16 protein-coding genes are annotated in these 19,045 nt (G+C 52.2%); 3 read left to right on the forward strand and 13 right to left on the reverse strand.

The window, feature by feature from the left end:
- Position 1 precedes the first annotated feature (1 nt).
- The 3 genes from KIS30_06420 to KIS30_06430 form a co-directional block, all read right to left on the reverse strand.
- Positions 2 to 3,091 (reverse strand): MMPL family transporter, encoded by a 3,090-nt coding sequence (locus KIS30_06420; GenBank protein ID MBX8646371.1) that lies wholly within the window; start codon positions 3,089 to 3,091, stop codon positions 2 to 4.
- A 92-nt stretch (positions 3,092 to 3,183) separates the two neighbouring features.
- Positions 3,184 to 3,810, reverse strand: coding sequence for a methyltransferase domain-containing protein (locus KIS30_06425; GenBank protein MBX8646372.1), 627 nt, complete (start codon positions 3,808 to 3,810; stop codon positions 3,184 to 3,186).
- 86 nt (positions 3,811 to 3,896) lie between these two features.
- Positions 3,897 to 5,573: a B12-binding domain-containing radical SAM protein gene (locus tag KIS30_06430; GenBank protein ID MBX8646373.1), complete on the reverse strand. Its 1,677-nt coding sequence runs from the start codon at positions 5,571 to 5,573 to the stop codon at positions 3,897 to 3,899.
- A 270-nt stretch (positions 5,574 to 5,843) separates the two neighbouring features.
- On the opposite strand from KIS30_06430, the gene KIS30_06435 reads away from it, so the two are divergent.
- The 3 genes from KIS30_06435 (at position 5,844) to KIS30_06445 (ending at position 8,965) form a co-directional block, all read left to right on the forward strand.
- Positions 5,844 to 6,662, forward strand: coding sequence for a dienelactone hydrolase family protein (locus KIS30_06435; protein ID MBX8646374.1), 819 nt, complete (start codon positions 5,844 to 5,846; stop codon positions 6,660 to 6,662).
- Between the two features lie 89 nt (positions 6,663 to 6,751).
- The gene (rocF, locus tag KIS30_06440; protein ID MBX8646375.1) at positions 6,752 to 7,681 is read left to right on the forward strand and encodes an arginase; all 930 of its coding nucleotides are present in this window, start codon (positions 6,752 to 6,754) and stop codon (positions 7,679 to 7,681) included.
- 66 nt (positions 7,682 to 7,747) lie between these two features.
- A complete protein-coding gene (locus KIS30_06445) occupies positions 7,748 to 8,965 on the forward strand; it encodes an MFS transporter (GenBank protein MBX8646376.1) in 1,218 nt (405 codons plus the stop codon).
- 728 nt (positions 8,966 to 9,693) lie between these two features.
- Here KIS30_06445 and KIS30_06450 read toward each other — a convergent pair.
- From KIS30_06450 to rfbB, 10 genes are all read right to left on the reverse strand, one after another.
- On the reverse strand, positions 9,694 to 10,662 hold the full coding sequence (locus tag KIS30_06450) for a 2-oxoacid:ferredoxin oxidoreductase subunit beta (GenBank protein ID MBX8646377.1): 969 nt from the start codon (positions 10,660 to 10,662) through the stop codon (positions 9,694 to 9,696).
- Positions 10,652 to 12,595 (reverse strand): 2-oxoacid:acceptor oxidoreductase subunit alpha, encoded by a 1,944-nt coding sequence (locus KIS30_06455; GenBank protein MBX8646378.1) that lies wholly within the window; start codon positions 12,593 to 12,595, stop codon positions 10,652 to 10,654. The genes KIS30_06450 and KIS30_06455 overlap by 11 nt, the downstream gene beginning before the upstream one ends.
- A 313-nt stretch (positions 12,596 to 12,908) precedes the next feature.
- A complete protein-coding gene (locus tag KIS30_06460; GenBank protein MBX8646379.1) occupies positions 12,909 to 13,130 on the reverse strand; it encodes a hypothetical protein in 222 nt (73 codons plus the stop codon).
- Between the two features lie 66 nt (positions 13,131 to 13,196).
- Positions 13,197 to 14,393 (reverse strand): nicotinate phosphoribosyltransferase, encoded by a 1,197-nt coding sequence (locus KIS30_06465; protein MBX8646380.1) that lies wholly within the window; start codon positions 14,391 to 14,393, stop codon positions 13,197 to 13,199.
- A complete protein-coding gene (locus KIS30_06470) occupies positions 14,390 to 14,893 on the reverse strand; it encodes a cysteine hydrolase (GenBank protein ID MBX8646381.1) in 504 nt (167 codons plus the stop codon). Before KIS30_06470 ends, KIS30_06465 begins: the two co-directional genes overlap by 4 nt.
- A gap of 132 nt (positions 14,894 to 15,025) precedes the next feature.
- Positions 15,026 to 15,193 (reverse strand): preprotein translocase subunit Sec61beta, encoded by a 168-nt coding sequence (locus KIS30_06475; GenBank protein MBX8646382.1) that lies wholly within the window; start codon positions 15,191 to 15,193, stop codon positions 15,026 to 15,028.
- A gap of 164 nt (positions 15,194 to 15,357) precedes the next feature.
- The gene (locus KIS30_06480) at positions 15,358 to 15,963 is read right to left on the reverse strand and encodes a DNA-3-methyladenine glycosylase I (GenBank protein ID MBX8646383.1); all 606 of its coding nucleotides are present in this window, start codon (positions 15,961 to 15,963) and stop codon (positions 15,358 to 15,360) included.
- Between the two features lie 149 nt (positions 15,964 to 16,112).
- On the reverse strand, positions 16,113 to 17,108 hold the full coding sequence (locus tag KIS30_06485; protein ID MBX8646384.1) for an aldo/keto reductase: 996 nt from the start codon (positions 17,106 to 17,108) through the stop codon (positions 16,113 to 16,115).
- A gap of 84 nt (positions 17,109 to 17,192) precedes the next feature.
- On the reverse strand, positions 17,193 to 17,750 hold the full coding sequence (locus KIS30_06490; GenBank protein ID MBX8646385.1) for an N-acetylmuramoyl-L-alanine amidase: 558 nt from the start codon (positions 17,748 to 17,750) through the stop codon (positions 17,193 to 17,195).
- A gap of 96 nt (positions 17,751 to 17,846) precedes the next feature.
- Positions 17,847 to 18,878: a dTDP-glucose 4,6-dehydratase gene (rfbB, locus tag KIS30_06495; protein ID MBX8646386.1), complete on the reverse strand. Its 1,032-nt coding sequence runs from the start codon at positions 18,876 to 18,878 to the stop codon at positions 17,847 to 17,849.
- Positions 18,879 to 19,045: the final 167 nt, after the last annotated feature.

The raw sequence follows: 19,045 nt of genomic DNA on the forward strand, positions 1-19,045 counted from the left end.
ATCATCTTGTTCTGGGGCTCAAACGCCTGTACACCACGCGTCTCTTCTTCCCTATTTTTGATGGCCACCAGTTGTACTTTCGCAGATAGAGCATAACTGCGGGGACAAAGAAAGGCCAGCTGATGAACGTGTCGACCAGCACACCGAGTGCAAGTCCCAGGCCTATCTCCTCCATGATACCGATACCGCTGAATGTCAGTGAGCCGAAGGTTGCGAAGAGGAGGGAGCCGAGCGTTATGATCACACCGCCATTTTCTGTAATGCTGGTCGTAATGCCTTCCTGATCGCTCTTTCCGTGCGTCACTTCCTCCCTTACCCTCGTAACCATGAAAATGTCATAATCCAGACCAACTGCCAGAAGAGTGATCACGGTAAACATTGGCAGAAATATCACCAGCGGCATGTGCAGCACATAATACAGTATGATGTATGTAATTGCGAGTGAAATGACGACTGAGGACAGGACCATGAGAATGAGCCTTGCAGGCGTAAAAAGCGAGCTGAGCTGCAGCGATAGCACGGCGAAGATGGCCAGAGCAAGTATTGGAACAAGATTACCGAAACTGCTGCTAGTGTACGCATAGGCGTCGTTGAAACCCTGCGTGAGACCTCCGATATACATGGAATAACTTCCGCCGGCCCTTGCATGTATGATTGCAGGCAGTCTGTTCACAAACTCCGAAGCGGAAGTCTTCCACGCCAGTGAAGACAGCTCGAACGTTATGCGCACAAAATGTGTATCCGAACCGATGAACGTGCCGATCTGTGACTTGTAGGCGCTGTGATACTCAGCAGGTATGCCTGTAAGGTTGTATGGCACATAGTAGCCGAACGGGTATGTCGGTCCCTGGACCTGCCTTATCTGTGTGTTGGATGCTACGGCATTCTCAATAGCGGTGATCTGTGACATTTCATTAGCGCTGTATGTGCCGTTTGTACCGATCAGCGGTGTCGGTAACTGCACTATAATGTATCCAATATCGAATGGATCGCCATGAAAGCCGGCGGTGGCTACACGGATCGCGTTTATGCCGCTGCCTGAGGGCAACAGATCGAAAACATCCATATTTGTCGGTGTTGCGGCATACACGTAGGCGCATAAAATGGCGGCAACAAGGAATACGACCGCTATCTTGCCCTTGTTTGATAGGACAAAACCCGACACGCGGAACATTACCGTTTTTCGCTCATCGACCGGGCCGTTAATCCTGGCCGGCCAGTATATTCTGGAGCGTGCGATATTCAGAATGGACACGAGCAGTGTGTTTGCCACGAGCACGGCCAGCATCACTCCGATGGCGTTTGTTATTCCGGAGTCGCTGAAGAGAGGCACGTTTGCGACGTAGAGCGCCATGTACGACACTGCGACAGTAACGCCAGAGGTGAACACGGCGTGTCCTGCCCACTGCGTGGAGATTATTGCAGGATTTCTGTTGCCGTTCCTGAGTTCACGGCGGAACCTCGACATGATGTAGACGACGTAATCGCTGGACAGCCCCAGGAGCAATATGAGAAGCAGCGTCGGTGTGATGAACGATACTGTTGAATGAAGAATGTACTTGTAGAGAAGCGCGTTGACCGAGAACGCCGAGATGGCACTTACTGCAAACATGAGCAGAGGAAGGAAAGCAGCCGTGACGGACCTGAAGTACAGGCCCACGATAACAACCGAAAGGATTATTCCAATTATGAGTGCCCTCACCATACCGGAGAGCGTTGAGCTTGAAAGCTGTCTGCTCTGCTGCTCCGAGCCGGCTATATAGTATTTGCTTCCTGCAATGCCGCTGAGCGATGTTCGTACCGAGGAGGATATGGCGTTTGACTGACTCAACGTCAGGACAGATGTTGTCGTCACTATCAGAATTGTTGTGGAATTGTCGTACCCGACGAACTGGTGGAAAATGTAGGGAGAGGGAACAAAGGGATAGCCTGCAAAGCCCGATGAGGACAGCGTGATGGAAACGAGCGCGGGTATGTCAGCCGTCGCGTTGACTTTCAGCAGATAAGGCGCCACATACGCTGGAACAGCACTCACAAGCGGATTGAACCGCATGTTAGATTCGAGACCTTTCGCAACAAGACTTACCGAGCGAGCAGTCACGGCTGGGGTTGTGGCTGGCTGCGGGAGGTAGAACGCATTGTCGAAAAAATCGCTCGCAGTTATGTTCAAATCGGTCTGAAGGAAGGAAACAACCGAACTGTTCGAACCGAGTCCGGGAAGGACGGCACTCAGGATGTACATGTAAGCGTAGGCATCATAATGCACTCTGTCCGGTGTGTTGTTCTGCGCATAATCGGACAGGGAGAAATTACCAGCAATCGACGCGGAAATGCTGTGAAGCGGGCTGCCGTTCTGCACTGAAACTGCGTAATATGTGGAGGTGCCGTTATTCACGGTCTGATTTATGGCATAATACGCCCTCGGCGCCGATGCAGATATCCGCGAGGAATTCCAGTAACCGTAAAAAGTGCCGTAATACAGCGTGACGAGCGTGTCAGCTCCATTCAGCTGCCGCAGCGTAAGGTTGTTGGCTTCAGAGGAATTGTTGACGGCAGCATAATAGGAAAGAAAGAGTGATGGAACTCCGTAGATCATCTGCAGCGTCCTGTTCAGCGTTACGTTCAGCGTTGTAACTGCGCTGTTTGTCTGTGAAAGAAGCGTGTATGTGGCGTTCAGCTCTTTTTTTGCACCGTAGGTGATGGCTGTCAGCGTGCTGTTTTCGACAGAGAGTATCGACGTTACGTTGCCGCCGACACCCTGACTCCTGAGATATCCGTTAACGCCTGTCTGAATGGCACCGAATGCAGACACAACGCCTGGCGAATTGACATCTGTGCCTGTGGTGACTACGACGAGACTCTGACTGCCTGCGGATGCCTCCTTCGGGAAATACTGCGCGAGATACTTCTGCGCATGCGCAGACATGGAATTTGACGGGAAGAATCCGGAAGAGATGTTGTATGAAGTTTCACTAAAAAGCATTGGTGCAAATGGCCCGAAAACAACGATAAAGATTACCCATGCAACGATTATTTTGCCGCTGTTTCTCTGTGAGAAGCTGCCAATACGTGCAAACGTTTCCTCGAGCATTGTATTAATCGTCTCCGGGATTTGTCTGACGGCTACATCCGATATTCTTCAAGGACATAAGGTTGATCGATCCCTGACTGAGAAGGCGGCATTCATTTCGTTCCAAGCACGCAGTAGTGGTAAGGCCCGATCTCGGAAACGGAAACATCCCTGAAACCGGCTTCGATCAGCAGGTCCCTGCTGTGATCTGAGGAGAATTTGATCTCAGGCGGCGGACCGAATGGCAACGACTCCTTCTTCCAGTCTATGTCCACGGCACGTCCGTTCTTCTTCAGCAGTTTTAGTGCATCTGAAAGGGTATTCTGCGGCCTCTTCAGGTCATGCAGCACGTTCGCCAGCAGTATGAAATCTGCGCTCCCATCCGCAAGTGGAAAGAACCTGTCGGCATCCAGCCGCAGCAACTCGAAGTTATGCAGGTTCGCTTCAAGCAGTCTCTGCCTGCATACTGAGAGCGATGTGGCGTTTACGTCCAGAGCGATGACGGTTCCGCCAGAGCCGATTCTCCGGGCCAGTGGCAGAGTGAAATAGCCCGGGCCGCATCCCACCTCAACGACAGTGCCGACGCCCGCCGGAAGTACGGCATCGAGTATTTTTTCCGGATCCTGCCACTCTCTTCTCTCTTCTGACAGGAGGTGACTCAGCATTCCGTCCAAATCATGACCGTCGCCATGTCTGTGATATCCGTGGGAAGCGCCGTATGAACCACTGTCTCTGGCCATGAAGGGTCAAGCAAGAACAAAGTATAAACCGCTTGCGAGCGCAACCGTTCGAGTGTGTGCGGCAACAGCGGTTTACCTGGCGCGTATCACGTGGCAATACTCTTCGGTTTCGGAACCTCTCGCCCTGAGCCAAGGCCGTATCTCTTCACCTTCTCCACATCCATGCCGCGGCTGCGGCAGATGTGTTCGATGCGGCGCATCATGAGCCATCCGCCAATCGGTATGAGGCTCGAAATGCCAACTCTGGACACGACCCTACCATGACTGGATGAAGGAGAATCACGCGCGGCAATCTTTGCAAGGTGCCTGTAGGAGGCATAATAGACGGCGAGCTGTGATTCGTTCAGCTGCACGCGGGAGAATGACCTGCTCTTCATCAGACCGAGCGGCACGTTCTGCATCGGCGTGATAGTGAACTCGAACGGGTTGCCGTCGACCATTGAATTGCTCAGCCTGTTTATCAGCTCGACGGTGTCCCAGTTGTCTTCGTCGGTCTCCTCTCTCTGGCCAACCTGGCAGGTGAACGCAGGCCGCCAGAAGTTCCTGTTGAAGTTGTGGACACCCCACCAGACGATGTCCTGCCAGCTGCCGTCAGAACCGATGCGCAGCGGCAGCGTCTTGTTTGGCATGTGTATCCTGGCAAGTCTTTCACTACCGGTTTCCACGCCCACCTGTATGCCGATCCAGTTCGACGGACCTGCTCTCGCAATGTCGCTCAGTTCCTTTATCAGTGCAGGGTAGGCCGCCGGAATGGAAATGCGACCATGCGTGGGATTCATTGACGTGGTCCCGGGAACAGACATGACAGATGAGAACAGTTCGACGAGTGCATCCCTGTTGGGCTCGAACAGTCTTCCGTGCCTGTACGCGAATATTTCGTCCGAATGTATCCATGCATTACTGAATCCGCCTGCTGCGTTTACGGCAATTTCCTTCTTTATCTTCTCTGTAGGGTAATACCTCGAGGGCCTGAGCGTGACTTCACAGAAGTCGCATCCGACACCGCATCCTCTCATAACCTCCGTCATGCCTTTGACCGATGGCGCAAGAATCTCCGGTATATCATCAAGGGACGGATGGCCCTTCACTCCCTGTTTTCTTGTCAGGAACCTGTCGTCGTTCCTGTAGCTCCTGTGAAAATGTTCATCAAAGCTCACATATCCGTTATAGAAAAATTCTGAACCGGCGTTTCCATCCGAAATGCTTTCGAACAGGTTGCATGCGACATCATCCGCCTCGCCCTGAAATGCATAATCTATGCCACAGCTGTCAAGCTCCTCTGGAAAGAGAGTGAATTCCCACACCCCCGGACCGCCGACGACCAGTTTTGCCTTCTTGCTTTTCCTCACCGCGGCTATTTTTGCTATGAGTCTGTACCATTCCCTGCGGACCCATGGATAACCTTTGCTGCCGAACAATATGGCGTATGAGACTGTGAGCGGTCCTGTACCGAGAGGATCCATGGTGCTGATGCCAATCACTTTTGTATCGTCGCGGATGAAATTTGAAAGATGGTCTTCGTGCGCTACAACAACATCCTCCCTACGGTTCCCCCTCAGTAGTGCTGCTTCCAGTTTCCTTACAGAATATGGGGCAAACTTCACTCTTCCGTCCGGCAGGGCTGGTGGAGACTTCCCCTTGAGGTAGTTGTAGAACATCTCCGGCACAATATCGGAAGGTGCACAGGACAGGAAATCCAGCAGTGGGAAATTCCTGTAATCGTAGCTCAGCGTTGCATCCGAAACAAGGACATATTTTGTCATCTGCATCCTCCAGCAATTTTCATTTCCGAAGGTCATAGACAGACGCGGGGCAAATGTTGCGGGGGGAACGGCCCTCAGACATTTACCTGCTGTCTCCTGCGGTTGCACTCGATGTACGTGTTTCACTTCACGTATTGCGCATTAATAAATTTGAGCATCGCCACTATCCAATGAATAAAGGCCTTCGGCTTCCTCCGTGGAGAATCGTCTGATCCGTCAAAGATAATAGCTATGAGGACGTTTTCGGCAACACAAAACTGAGGGAATGGAATGAGCGAATTTAAAACAAACGGCAAAATGGTGAAGTATGCAGGCGCTACGGGGCAGATAGACGCATATCTGGCTGAGCCGGCGGGCGAAGGCAGATTTCCGGCGATCGTGCTTGTGCATGAAATATTTGGCCTGAATAAGCACATAATGAGTGTTGCTGACAGCTTTTCACGGCACGGATACGTCGTACTCGCACCCCATCTTTTCTCAAGCGGATACGCTCCGCCCGGCATGACGGAAGAAAATATCAACATGACGATGAAATTCTTCATGTCACTTCCGCCGGAGAAACAGAGGGACATGGAATTCGTCCAGGCATCGCTTTCAAAGTACGATGAGGACAAGAGGGCCGTCATTCAGTCGCTGATGGGCTCTATGTTCAGTCTGCCTAGACAGAAACTTGCCGAGGAACTTTCCGCCGGTGTCGATTTTCTGAACGGAAGGGACAACGTTTCGCACGGGGCGATTGGAAGCGCCGGTTTCTGTTTTGGCGGAGCGATGTCGGCAGAACTTGCATGCACAGGTAAAACTGCAGCATCCGTTATTTTCTACGGACAGAATCCAGAGCCTCTGGACCGTGTCAGGAACATAAACGGACCCGTTCTCGGACTTTACGGCGGTCTTGACAAGAGAATCAACGAACACATTCATGAACTCGTGAAGGCACTGGTAGATTTTGACAAGGTCTTTGAAATTGTGGTTTATAAAGGCGCTGCGCATGCGTTCTTTAATGACACTGGCCGCAACTACGTGGAGGAAGCAGCAAAGGATGCCCGGGAGCGTGTGCTGAAGTTCTTTTCGGCAAACCTCAAGAAATAAGAACAGCCTCGCACTCTCTATACGCCGATCAACAGCGCATCGCATCCTGTTGAGAAAATTCAGAAGTGCTGACGCGCTGACTCATGGTGATATGTGTGAAAATAGGAGTCATCGGTGTTCCAATGGACTTGGGGCAGAAGAGAAGAGGCGTGGACATGGGACCGACTGCCATGCGCATAGCCGGCCTCGTCGAACGACTCTCTGATCTGGGCCACCAGGTAGTGGACTTTGGCAACGTTCCTGGCCCGGACAGGTCAACTGCCAGACACGGCGTGGAGAGCGCACGTTACCTTGCAGACATAATGAAAATGTGCAACAACATAGCGGAACAGGTATCCAGGTGCGTTTCGGAAAAAATGATGCCGCTGGTGATAGGAGGGGATCAGAGTGTCTCAATCGGTACATTCGGCGGACTTGCACCACATGGAACGGACAGGGGCATCATATGGATTGACGCTCACGGTGACTTCAATACACACAGGACGACGCCATCCGGAAATGTCCATGGCATGGCCCTTGCTGCCATACTGGGGCAGGGCCTCCCGCAACTGGTCAATTTCAGAAAAATATCGCCCAAGGCGCTTGAGAAGAACACGGTAATAGTTGGATGCAGGAGCATAGATGAAGGGGAGGCAGAGCTCCTTTCCAGGTCGAAGATAACCGTGTACACGATGAAGGAAGTGGATGAGATGGGCATAGCTGAAGTGATGGAGCAGGCCATACAAATTGCAGGAAGAGGCACCAGCGATGTTCACGTCAGCTTTGACATCGACGTGCTGGATCCAAGGGAGGCACCAGGAACCGGAACTCCTGTCCCTGGCGGGCTGACGTATCGTGAAGCGCATCTGGCGATGGAGATGCTCTATGATGCGGGCGTAGTAACATCCGCCGAACTGGTGGAAGTCAATCCTATACTGGATTATTCGAACAGAACGGCGGAAATCGCAGTGCAGCTGCTCGAATCACTGATGGGGAAGAGAATACTCAAACAGAAGAGCAGGCAGTCTGCACGGGCATAATGCCGGCAAAAAAAACAAATAAGCGTTCGAGAAGCAGTGTACACACTACACCGGGGAACCAGAGTGATTAAAGCAGACAGGAACGGCCATACGGACCTTTACCTGCTGGTCCTATCCAGAGGCGCGAGAAGTTTTGCCGGGGGAATTCTTTCAGTCATTATTGGATTATACTACAGGTATCACCTGCATCTGTCCCTGACGATGATCGGTATACTTTTTGCAATCGGCGCCCTTTTCACCCCTCTCCTGACACTCGTGATTGGCAGGTATGCGGACATACACGGCAGGAAGAGGCTGCTCCTCCTCACGCTCTTCTTTCTTCCTGTCGCCGTGCTGATACTTCTGCTGACGGACAATATCTTTCTGCTTGCTGTGTCTGCTGCAATCGGCGGTTTCGGCATAGCAGGAGGGATTGTCGGCGGAGGCGTCGGCGCTTCAGTGGCGCCGATGCAGACTGCGCTGCTTGCAGAGAAGACAAATGCGGGGAACAGGACGATGCTGTTCTCGGCATTCACCATAATATCGAGCATTGCAGGTTCCGCCGGCGCCGTTCTTGCCAACCTGAACAATTACGAGGTGCTTTTCGCAGTGGCACTGTTCTTCGCCCTGGTGTCTTTCTGCGTGATTATACCAATCAGGGAGAATTTCAAGCCCCGCCAGGCTGTACCTGGGAAAAAAAGGACGAGCGGGAAGGACATGGGGCTTATCAAGAAGTTTGCCATCACTGGCTCACTGAATGGCGCAACTCAGGGCCTGATCATACCGTTCCTTCCGATCATACTCAGGCATCAGTTCCTGATGTCAAACGGCACGATTGGAGATCTCTTTGCTGTCGGTGGTGTCCTCACTGCCTCCGCTATGGTTTTCACTCCGTTCCTGACGGCCCGGCTGGGATTCGTGCGCTTCATCATCACCACCAGGGCAGTATCAGCGACGTTTGCACTTTTGTTCCCGTTTTCATTCTCTCCGCTCATGGCCTCAGCGAGTTACCTCATTTTCACGACGTCCAGGGCCATGGCTCTGCCCTCGCAGCAGTCCCTGATGATGAACATGGTGAGCGAAGAATCCAGGTCGTTTGCTACAGGAACAAACCAGTCAGCGAGGCTGTTCCCGTCAGCAGGCGCTACCTTCTCATCGGGTGCCATCCAGGACGTCTTTCCTGTCTTCGTCCCGTTTGAGATAGGGTTCGTTCTCAACAGCCTGAACATAATGCTCTATCACCATTTCTTCGGCAGGATGCCGGAAGCCAACAGGATATTGGCGCCAGCCAGCAAAGTTGAGTGAGGGTCGTTTGCGGATGCGACCCTGTCAAGTTTTCATTGATATTCCCGCCGCTTCATGATTTCTGTGAGCGCTGTCCGCTGCTGTCATAACTGTCGTCATCAGTTGCGGACATTGCCATGATTGCTATGCAGCGGACACTGTCAATGTTGTGTGGAAGTAACTTGTTTCGGCGACCGCCCCCTGTCGCGTTCAAATAGTCTGCATGACTGGAATGATGCATGCGGATGGCGCGTTATCGGCTCCGTGGCAATGCCAATGCGGTGCCACACATGATCGCGACATATGATCGCGACAGAACCAGGATGTCTGCTCGTGACCCGGGCAGGAGCGGGAGGCTGATGAGGCAATGAAGCAATTCAAAGATGCTGAGCGGAAGCCTTCAAGTCAATATTTTCAAGGAAAAGTTGACAGGGTCCGGATGCCGTGAATTCACGGAGTCTGCGCCTCATTCGCCTGACAAAAAACAGTAAAACGCGGAGTCCTGGAATTCTTCTTTTGCGATGAGCTTATTTGGCCATGCCGAATGCTTTTCCGGCCAAGGGAAACCTGTAGACCGTCGCTAAACCTACAATAGTCAATCAAGCGTAACTGCAGCTGTCGAAGCGGAGGATCTGCAGAATATCAGAAAAGCAGCGTTCTCGTGCGGATAACGAGAAAGTTGAGCGTGGAATCGGTACGCCATTAACCGGCCATGCGGCAGGATGCCGCCGCCGGTCGGGCATCGAGTATCAGACACTCAGTTCATCCATGAAGCCATCAATGTCGGCGATCGGTTTCCTGCTGCTGTCTCCGATCGGCTGTTTTGCAGGGGGAACTGTCACATATTCAGGAATGCGCTCCACTATGCGATCGCTGTATGTCGGTATTTCCTCATTCCTGTAGAAGACGCCAATCGGTATTTTGTCGCCCCACTCGCTCGCCAGCCTGAAGGCTTCGAGCTTCACCGTTTCCTCATCCCTGCCCGCAGCCGTGTTGACATTCGGATCGTATCCTTTGCTCTCCAGCGTATAAACCCGGGGAAGCGGCTTGCCTTTGTTCTCCTCCGCCCTGTCTTCTCCGTTGTACCACTCTTTTGAATTGATATCATTGTACGTCGGGCATGGCTGCAGCACGTCGACAAAGGCTGTCCCCTTATGGTCTATCGCTGCCTTGATAATGGATTTCAGGTGCTGAACGTTGAAGGAGTATCCTCTGGCCACGAAGGTGTAACCGCAGGCCATTGCCAGTATGAGCGGATTTATGTTGCTGGTCATGTTGGGAAAACTGAGTCCCTTCGTCTTTGTACCGAGCTTGAGGGTCGGTGAAGCCTGTCCCTTTGTAAGGCCGTAGACTCCGTTGTCGTAAATTATGTAGACCATATCCACATTCCTTCTTCCGGCACTGACGAAATGACCGGCACCTATTCCCATGCCGTCACCATCACCCCCGACTACGACAACATTGAGGCGGGGATTCGCGAGCTTTATGCCTGTTGCAAACGGAAGCGGCCTTCCGTGCAGCGTGTGTATGCCCGTGACATTGACGTAATGAGGCGTTTTGCCCGAACAGCCTATGCCGCTGACCAGCACGGTGTCGCTGAGATCGAGTTTCGTCTCCGCGAGAGCCATCTGAACGGCACTCAATATGCCGAAGTCGCCACATCCCGGGCACCAGTCGTTGTGAACCTCTGTTCTGTAATCTGCGAGTTTAAGCTCCATGTGTGAGCACCACCCTCTTTTCTGATTTGCCTTCGAGTATCGACGCAAGAGCCGAACGCGCCTCGTCGATGGTTACTGGCCGGCCGTTGTACTTGACAATGCGGAACTCCGCAAGGATGCCCGTGTATTCGGCCATCACATCCGCAAGCTGGCCGACATAATTCATCTCCATCACCGCGACTTTACTGGCACGAGCAGCAAATTCCTTAACCTTCTCCGCGGGGAACGGCAGTATCAGGCGCATCTGCAGGAAACCTATCTTCTTTCCTTCCTTCCTCAGCTCTTCGATCGCTTCGAGCAGGGCCCCCTTCGTGGAACCCCAGCTCACGACAAGCAGGTCCGGTTTCTCGTCTCCGAAGTAGTGAAACTGTTCGTCCGCGGGTATCTCCTTCAGCGCAAGATTCAGCTTGCCCATCCTCTTCTCCATCATCCTGTTACGCAATACGGGGTCTTCGGTTATGTGGCCAATTTCGGTGTGCTCGTCACCCGTGTTCCAGAATATCGCACCGGGCGTGCCCGCCGGAACCCTTGGACTTATGCCGTTTTCAGTGAATTTAAAGCGTGCATATTCCTCATCCTTATTGAGCACAAACGGCACACCGTCGCCCAGGAAAAGACCGCGATCAATGTGCATCTTCGACGGATCGAAGTAGGGGACAGATTCAGTGCTGTTCGCTATTGCCTTGTCGAGTAGGTGAATGACGGGCATCTGATAACGCTCGGCATAATTGAACGCGTGGTTGGCGTCATAAAAACATTCTTCCAGATCTCCGGAGCAGAGGACTATGCGCGGGAAGTCGCCGTGACCGCCGTACATCGAGAATTTAAGATCGCCCTGTTCATGTCTTGTGGGCATGCCGGTGGAGGGTCCGGCCCGCTGATAGTTAGTCACGACAAGCGGCACTTCGTTGATGCCGGCCCAGCCGATCCCCTCAGCCATGAGCGAGAATCCTGGTCCGGAAGTGCATGTCGACGTTCTGGCACCTGCAAGCACCCCGCCTATAGCCATGGTCACCGCGGCAATTTCGTCTTCTGCCTGCAGTACGACTATGCTACCGCGCTTTCCGTCCTGCCCGTGCATCGGAAAACGTTCATAATGCTCAAGATAAGTGCTCTCGTCCGCAGCAGGCGTAATCGGGTAGTAAGTCTGGAAACGGAGTCCGGCTGCCACTTTGCCGAGGGCCACGGCCTGATTGCCGTTGAGCAGCATGCGTTTGCCGGCGCCTTTCGGAATCTTGCTTAGCCTGTAAGGTACTTCATCATGAAAATTGCCGGCAACATACTCATATGCGACTTCTGCAGCAGTTATGTTCATTGCGGCGACGTTCTTCTTGCCGCCGAATATCCTGTCAATCGAACTTTTCAGGTCTGCAATGTCGTACTTCAGCAGAGCGAATGAAACTGCCACGGCAATTACATTGACCATCCTGCCGAGGATGCTCGATCTCTTTTCGCCTGTTTTTGAGGATATCACACTCAGAAGCGCGGCGTAATTGATGGCATAGACGTGAACGCCCCTGCTTCTGCAGCTCTCCACCAGCGTGCTTAAAGTTGGAGAGGAGGATGAGAAGCGCCGGGCCAGTTCGTCCTTAATCCTCTGATCAAGCGTTGGTATCTCTTCCACTTTCCTGTTAGCCAGGGCGGAATCATATATCAGCGCGCCGCCTTTCACAACTTCATCGAAGTGCCTGGCGACAGTTTCCTCATCGAAGGTTGCCAGCACGTCGATGGCGTCGTAAAGAGCACGGGCCTGTTTTTCCCCAACTCTTACCACGAAATAGCTGTGTTCGCCCTTGATATTGGAAAAGTACTCTCTCTTTCCCATCACCCAGAGTCCGCCTTCCGCGCATGCACGCGAGAATATGTTTGCCGAAGTGTCAACCCCGCTGCCCTGCGCACCGCCTATACACCATTGCAATCTGTTCTCTTTCAAAAGATTCAAAATATCCACCTGTTATCTGCCGATTCAACAACAATTGAACTGAAACACATGAGCGACGGCACTTCCGTGATGCGGCACGAATTGCCGCCTGCCCCGTCTTTGCTTCCCTTTCCGACCTCAATCATCAGGTTACATTGCTCCGTGTCTTTTTTGTGGTTCGTTCTGTCGTACTTTGAAGTGTTTAATAAACTCTTCTCCCTGCCTGACGGCGTCCGCCTGCCACCAAAGATGCATATCAGGGCATGTTCCGGCCCACTTTGAGAAGGGTTCTGACAGCATTCGGATGAAAGATTGTGAATGAGTCTCACGGAGAGGGTGTGCACTTTTCGCAATAATACTTTCCCTTCTTCACTTCCGCACCGTGCCATCTTCCATCGGGCGCTACCAGTCTGGACCCGCAGGCGAAGCATCGCTCATCTTCACCAGGAGGCACGAATACCACATTCATGTCGTATTTATGGGACCATGTGATATGGCCATCCTCCAGCGTCCTTCCCGCTATTCTGCCGTCCGGATTCGTGCTCATGCCACGAGCAATTGCGCATGCGTGACTTAAAACCTTTGCGGTGGCCGATATCGGGCTGCGCGTCAGTTATATTGGCATTTCTTCGACCGAGGAGAGCTGCTCAATGACATATGCACGGATTGAAGACGCATCCGTTTCGGGCGAACTCCTCTTTCCGTTGGACAGCACCTTTTTCAGCATTTTTCTCTGGACGATGCCGCACGACGGGCATTTCTTCACTGCAGCGCCAGGAGCAGTGACATCGAACTGAAGACATGAGGGACACCTGTAGACTTCTTTCCTTCCCGAAAATTTTCCCCTTTTTGCAATCGCCCGACCGCCGACGGCCACTATATCCATGGAAAAGTCTACGACCGGCGCATTGCTGATCGCTGTGCCGACGCCAAAACCGTCGACACCCGCTTTCTTCAGCGCTTCCACATCTCCTTCCCTGATGCCTCCCGAGACGAATATCCTGACCTGTTTGAAACCGGAAGCGTCCAGCTCCCACCTTACTTCGGAAACAATTGAAGGAAGCGAGCCTCTCCTTGACCTCGGTGTGTCCAGTCTCACTCCATAGAGATCCGGTATGGTCCTGGCAGCAATCAGTGCCTCCTGGCGCTCGTCGGAAAATGTATCCACCAGCGCAATTTTCTTTTCTCCCGGAGGCATTGCATCTGAATAGGCGCTGAATGCTTTCGACGATTCGCCGAACATCAGCACAGCCGAGTGCGGCATGGTTCCCTGCGGCGCCTTCCCGATGGTGCTGGCGCCGATAATCGACGACACGGCGTCGCAACCGCCGATGTACGACGCCCGGTCGATCATCGGTGCAATAGCTGGATGAGCCCTGCGTATTCCGAAGGCAAGCAGCGTCCTGTCGCCGCATCTCTTTCTGTATCTGGAGGTTACGGTTGTCACGCCCGACGAGTGGCAGATGAAGCCGAGCATGGGCGTCTCATAAACAGCGAAATCATAGTAGCTTCCGTCAATATACATCAGCGGCACGAGGATGCCGCTGCGCGACCTGTTCCTGAAAAGGGTGCCCTCCGGCAGTGAATAAATATCGACAGGCATGCCCTCGAAGAGACGAATCACTTCTTCAAGACCCGCAAACACGGCCCATGTCCATCCTGCGGGAAATTCGCTGGCGGTGACTTCAGCACTCACTTTCTGCGAGGCAAGTCCGTTCTTTTCGAGTATCTTGCGCGTTTTCGTGAAATATGTATCTGTTGTCTCGCCGGCGGCTATCTGCTCGTCAGAGGCAGTGAAGAACTGTTTCAGAATTTCACCTTACCAAGAGAAACTATGGATGTGCCATAGATTTCCTTCATGTATTTCAGAGCTGCTTTCTTCCTTGCAGGATTCATACTCTCGACGCAATCGCTGACAACGGTCAGTCTGTATCCGCGGAAGAAAGCGTCGGCGACATTGTGCTGTACACATATATCGGCGCTGATTCCGGCAAAATATATTTCATCGACACCTGCGGCTTTCAGCGTCCTGTCAAGAGGGGAGCTGAAGAAGCCCGAATATTGCTTCTTGGCGAAGACCTTCTCACCGCGTTCTGGCCTGAGCTCTTTCACTATTTCTGATCCACGGGTACCGGCCATGGCGTGTCTTCCCCATACACGCATCTCAGGATCGTCGGGATGATGCGAATCCCTGAGGTAAAAAACAGGAATGCCAGCACTTCTTGCTCTGTCAATCAGCGCACCGACAGCGGGCACGATATGCTCCGCTCTTTTCGAGCCGAACCTGCCAGTGACGAAGTCGTTAATCATATCCACTACAAGAACCGCCTTCACAGCAATGCCTCCGTGCTCCTTCAACCGCAGGAATACCGCTTACAGGACAAAAAGATGTCAGTTCCACATGACATTATGCGCCGTTTGTAGCGTCATACGGGCAGCTCTTCAGGCATTTGGAAACGATATCGTCAGGTATTCGATTATAACAACCGTGGCGATTATGAGAGCGACGACGAGCCATGGATTCACTTTAAGCGCCTTTTCATCCTCGGCGTCGAAATATCTTATCAGACCTGCCGCGGACTGGAAACCTTCACCTTTTTTCTTGGCCATGACTTATGCTCCTACCATACTATTCCACGACGGGATATTTATTCATTATGGCTGGAAACAGCATGAACTCACCGCATTCATGACACTGCGCAGCTTTGCAGTGTGAGCAGACTGCAGCCTCCATGACGACGGCATTTGCGGCTTTACACTCAAAAGAAAATTTATCAGAGGCATTCGGAGTGCCTGAAGCATGTTATCAGATGGTCATTCACCATGCCCGTCGCCTGCATGTGAGCATAGCATATGGTTGGACCGACGAAACGAAAACCCCTCCTTATAAGATCGGCACTCATGAGTGCGGATTCGGCCGTGCTCGCAGGCAAATCCGACAATCTACTCCAGGAGTTGACTTTTTGTTTTCCGTCTACGAAAGACCAGATGTAACTGTCGAAGCTTCCGAATTCGTCGACGACACTCAGAAAAGAGGAAGCGTTCTGTATCGCAGCGAGTATTTTGCTCCTGTTCCTGATGATGCCGGAATTTTTCATCAGCCTCGTGACGTCCCTCTTTCCGTAACGGCTCACCGCATCCGGGTCGAAAGAATCGAAAGCTTCCCTGAAGTTCTCCCTCTTCCTGAGCACAGTGAACCAGCTGAGACCAGCCTGGAAGCCTTCCAGCACAAGAAATTCGTAAAGCTTCCTGTCATCATGCAGCTGCACGCCCCATTCGGTGTCGTGGTAACGCACGTAGAGCGGTTCGATGGTGCTCCATCCGCATCTTGGCCGTTCATCAATACCGGTGTTGGGTGCATTGTGCCCTGATGCAGCCATTCGTCCCATGCCGATCCCATTATGCTGCCGCTCATGAATAACTTTCGCCGACGCGTGGGCCGGGCTGGAAGTCTGCTTGTTCGTGCCCGTGTAAGACTGATGAGCGAACTGGCTCCTGCGGCTGGTTGTGAATGCAGTATAGCACCGCGTCAGCTCTCAAGCTTCCTGATTTCGTCATCGCTGAGCCTCAGCCCTGTGGCCTCAGCACTGTCCTCCAGCTGTTCGATTCTGGTTGCGCCGACTATGGGGAAAATGTTACGGCTCTTTGACATCAGCCACGAAAGTGAGACGCCGGCCATTGAAGCTCCTTTCGTTCCTGCCACTTCGGCAACCCTCCTGACAGTTTCACGAGCGGCGAGTTCGGACGCCCTTTCCGCGAACAGTTCATCATAAGTCTTTCTGGGCACGTCCTTTGTTTCCACTGAATAGCGGCCGGCCAGAACGCCCTGGGCGAGAGGGCTGTAAATCATCGCACCCATGTTGTGCTTCTCAACGACCTTCAGCCTGCCTGTCTCGAAATTCCTGTCGATGAGATTGTAAACTTCCTGAACCGCGCAGGGAGGCTCGAGGCCGTTATGCCTGCATATACCGAACATCTCCTCCACCTGTTCCGGCTGGAAGTTAGAAACACCGTAATGCAGAATGAGTCCTTCGTCGATGAGGTGGTTCATGGATCTTATTGCATTTTCCAGTGATGTCGATGCGTCGGGCCCATGGAGCAGATAAATGTCAATATAGTCTGTTTTCAGTCGTGAAAGGCTGTCCCTGACGGCCTTCATGATATGCTTCCTGTTGTGCCCCTGGTCATTCGGAAGCGGGCCGGTTCGTCCGGTGACCTTGGTGACTATCACAAATGACTCCCGGTCGTGCCCGCTCAGCGCTTCACCGAGTATTTCCTCCGAGAGACCCACATGTTCGAAACCTGGCTGCTTTGACTTCCGATCGTAGACACCCCTGTACACGTCTGCAGTGTCGAAAAAATTGATACCGATTTCCACCGCACGGTTTATCACTTCAAGAGAGCGTTCCCTGCTCACCTCGAAGATACCGTTGTTGTTTTTTGCATCTTCATGTGGAAGGTACCAAGTGCCATAGATCAGTCTGGAGACTTTTATTCCCGTTCCGCCGAATGACTCGTAGTTCATATGTCATGGGATAGGTAACGCTTTCAAGTATTTTGCCAATCTATGACACAGGGCGTTCTGTTTGAGAGGCGCATTGCCGATGTCTCAGCTCTTGCCGGTTCCTGCATGCTTCTGCCTGTATTCGCTGTGCATGATCTCAGCAAGCGCTGCCACCTGCTTCCTGTCGGCGAATTCTGCAAGGCGTGACCAGTCAAAATTATCCGCAGGATCCACTTTTCTGCCTGGAGGGAGAGCTATATCCCTGTGCCCTGCGATCATATCCCTCTTTATGTCGTGTTTCGACACAAGGGTTCCCACTAGATTCCACAGAGAAACATACTGTTCCTCAGTGAAAGGCTGGACGCCGTCGCCTTTGTTGACAACTTCGATTCCGATGGAGTAATCATTGCAGTTGTCCACTCCTTTCCAGCTGCTCACGCCTGCATGCCATGCGCGATCCTCATCCTTCACCATCTGGACTATGCTGCCGTCTCTTCCCAGAACATAATGGGAACTAACCTTTGACTCTGGATTCAGAAAGTGATTCACCGTTTCTTCGAGTGTAGGAATCACCGTGTGATGCACTACGATCATAGTTATTGCACCAGCAGGTCTGTCGTTGAAATTTGGCGACTTAACCCATTTGAACTTGCTCTCTGTCATGAAGTGATGAAAAGCAGGGCTCTATTTCAAAGATTTTACAACCGGGTGCACGCTGCTACTCGTTTAAGGCACAACACAGCACCCATGGAATATGGATCATCGGCCAGGTTGCACTTCGCTACCGCTGCCCGCATGTTTCAGATCGCCTGAAAAAGAGTAAGTGTCGCCCATGCCCTTCCACCACCACTCGTTGCTGAGATACCAGCTGATCGTGACTTTCAGAGCCTCTTCCAGCTGCATGGAAGGCTTCCAGCCTAGTTCATTCCTCAGCTTTGAATCGTCGAGAGCGTATCTGCGATCGTGTCCGGGTCTGTCCCTGATGTAGTCTATTCTGTCTTCAGCAAGGCCCATTACTGAAAGTATTTTACGTGTGAGTTCAATGTTTGAGAGTTCGTTTCTGCCCGAAACCATGTACGTGTCACCGTTCTTCCCTCTGTTTACGATCGCATCAATCGCGGAGCAGTGATCGTAAACGTAAATCCAGTCCCTGACATTCAGTCCGTCACCGTAGATGGGCACCTTTCTGCCCGATTGCAGGAGCGTTATGAAACGAGGTATTATCTTTTCAGGATGCTGAAACGGACCGAAGTTATTACCGCAGTTCGATATACTCGTGCCGATGCCGTAGGTCTCTCCGTATGATCTTACGAGATGGTCAGAAGCAGCTTTGCTTGCAGCGTATGGGCTCCTCGGGTTGTATCGTGTCTGCTCATTGAATTTCTCTGCGGAATCGAGTGAAAGAGAACCGAATACCTCATCGGTTGAGACGTGATGGAACCGCCGGATATCCGCGCGACGCGCCTCTTCCAGCAGTGTAAAAGTTCCGAGAACATTGGTTCTTACGAACTCGTCCGGCTTGTCTATTGATCTGTCCACATGCGATTCGGCCGCTAGATGTATAACGGTGTCGGTGTCGTGCATTAAGCGCCTGACGTCCTCACTGAGACAGATGTCTCCCTTCACAAATTCAATCCTGCCGCTGTCAATCAGTGAACGAATGGAGGACAGATGGCCTGCATAAGTCAGCTTATCCAGGCAGACTACGACGTCATCCGGATGCTTTTCGCACCAGTAATGAAGCAGGTTCGATCCTATGAAACCAGCACCGCCAGTGATCAGTACGCGCATTAATACGGGTAATTTACGACGAAGTATTTATGGCGGACGATCGAAAACCATCCGGGCAATGATTCTATGGACATTGTCAGCTTTTCCCTGATTTTCAGTTTACTGAACATTTATTGCCAGGTACGGCATTGCAGTGCCTGTGCTAGCATATAAGTCAGTAACGCAAA

The organism is Candidatus Sysuiplasma acidicola (assembly GCA_019721035.1).
GTDB lineage: Archaea > Thermoplasmatota > Thermoplasmata > Sysuiplasmatales > Sysuiplasmataceae > Sysuiplasma > Sysuiplasma acidicola.

Bases quoted from the DNA above. Each gene is read 5' to 3' on its own strand.
- KIS30_06450 (MBX8646377.1), bottom strand. From the start codon at position 10,662: ATGGAGCTTAAACTCGCAGATTACAGAACAGAGGTTCACAACGACTGG.
- KIS30_06480 (MBX8646383.1), bottom strand. From the start codon at position 15,963: ATGGCTGCATCAGGGCACAATGCACCCAACACCGGTATTGATGAACGG.
- KIS30_06485 (MBX8646384.1), bottom strand. From the start codon at position 17,108: ATGAACTACGAGTCATTCGGCGGAACGGGAATAAAAGTCTCCAGACTG.
- rfbB (MBX8646386.1), bottom strand. From the start codon at position 18,878: ATGCGCGTACTGATCACTGGCGGTGCTGGTTTCATAGGATCGAACCTG.
- KIS30_06460 (MBX8646379.1), bottom strand. From the start codon at position 13,130: ATGAGCACGAATCCGGACGGCAGAATAGCGGGAAGGACGCTGGAGGAT.
- KIS30_06475 (MBX8646382.1), bottom strand. From the start codon at position 15,193: ATGGCCAAGAAAAAAGGTGAAGGTTTCCAGTCCGCGGCAGGTCTGATA.
- KIS30_06425 (MBX8646372.1), bottom strand. From the start codon at position 3,810: ATGGCCAGAGACAGTGGTTCATACGGCGCTTCCCACGGATATCACAGA.
- KIS30_06420 (MBX8646371.1), bottom strand. From the start codon at position 3,091: ATGCTCGAGGAAACGTTTGCACGTATTGGCAGCTTCTCACAGAGAAAC.
- KIS30_06470 (MBX8646381.1), bottom strand. From the start codon at position 14,893: ATGATTAACGACTTCGTCACTGGCAGGTTCGGCTCGAAAAGAGCGGAG.
- KIS30_06430 (MBX8646373.1), bottom strand. From the start codon at position 5,573: ATGACAAAATATGTCCTTGTTTCGGATGCAACGCTGAGCTACGATTAC.
- KIS30_06490 (MBX8646385.1), bottom strand. From the start codon at position 17,750: ATGACAGAGAGCAAGTTCAAATGGGTTAAGTCGCCAAATTTCAACGAC.
- KIS30_06435 (MBX8646374.1), top strand. From the start codon at position 5,844: ATGAGCGAATTTAAAACAAACGGCAAAATGGTGAAGTATGCAGGCGCT.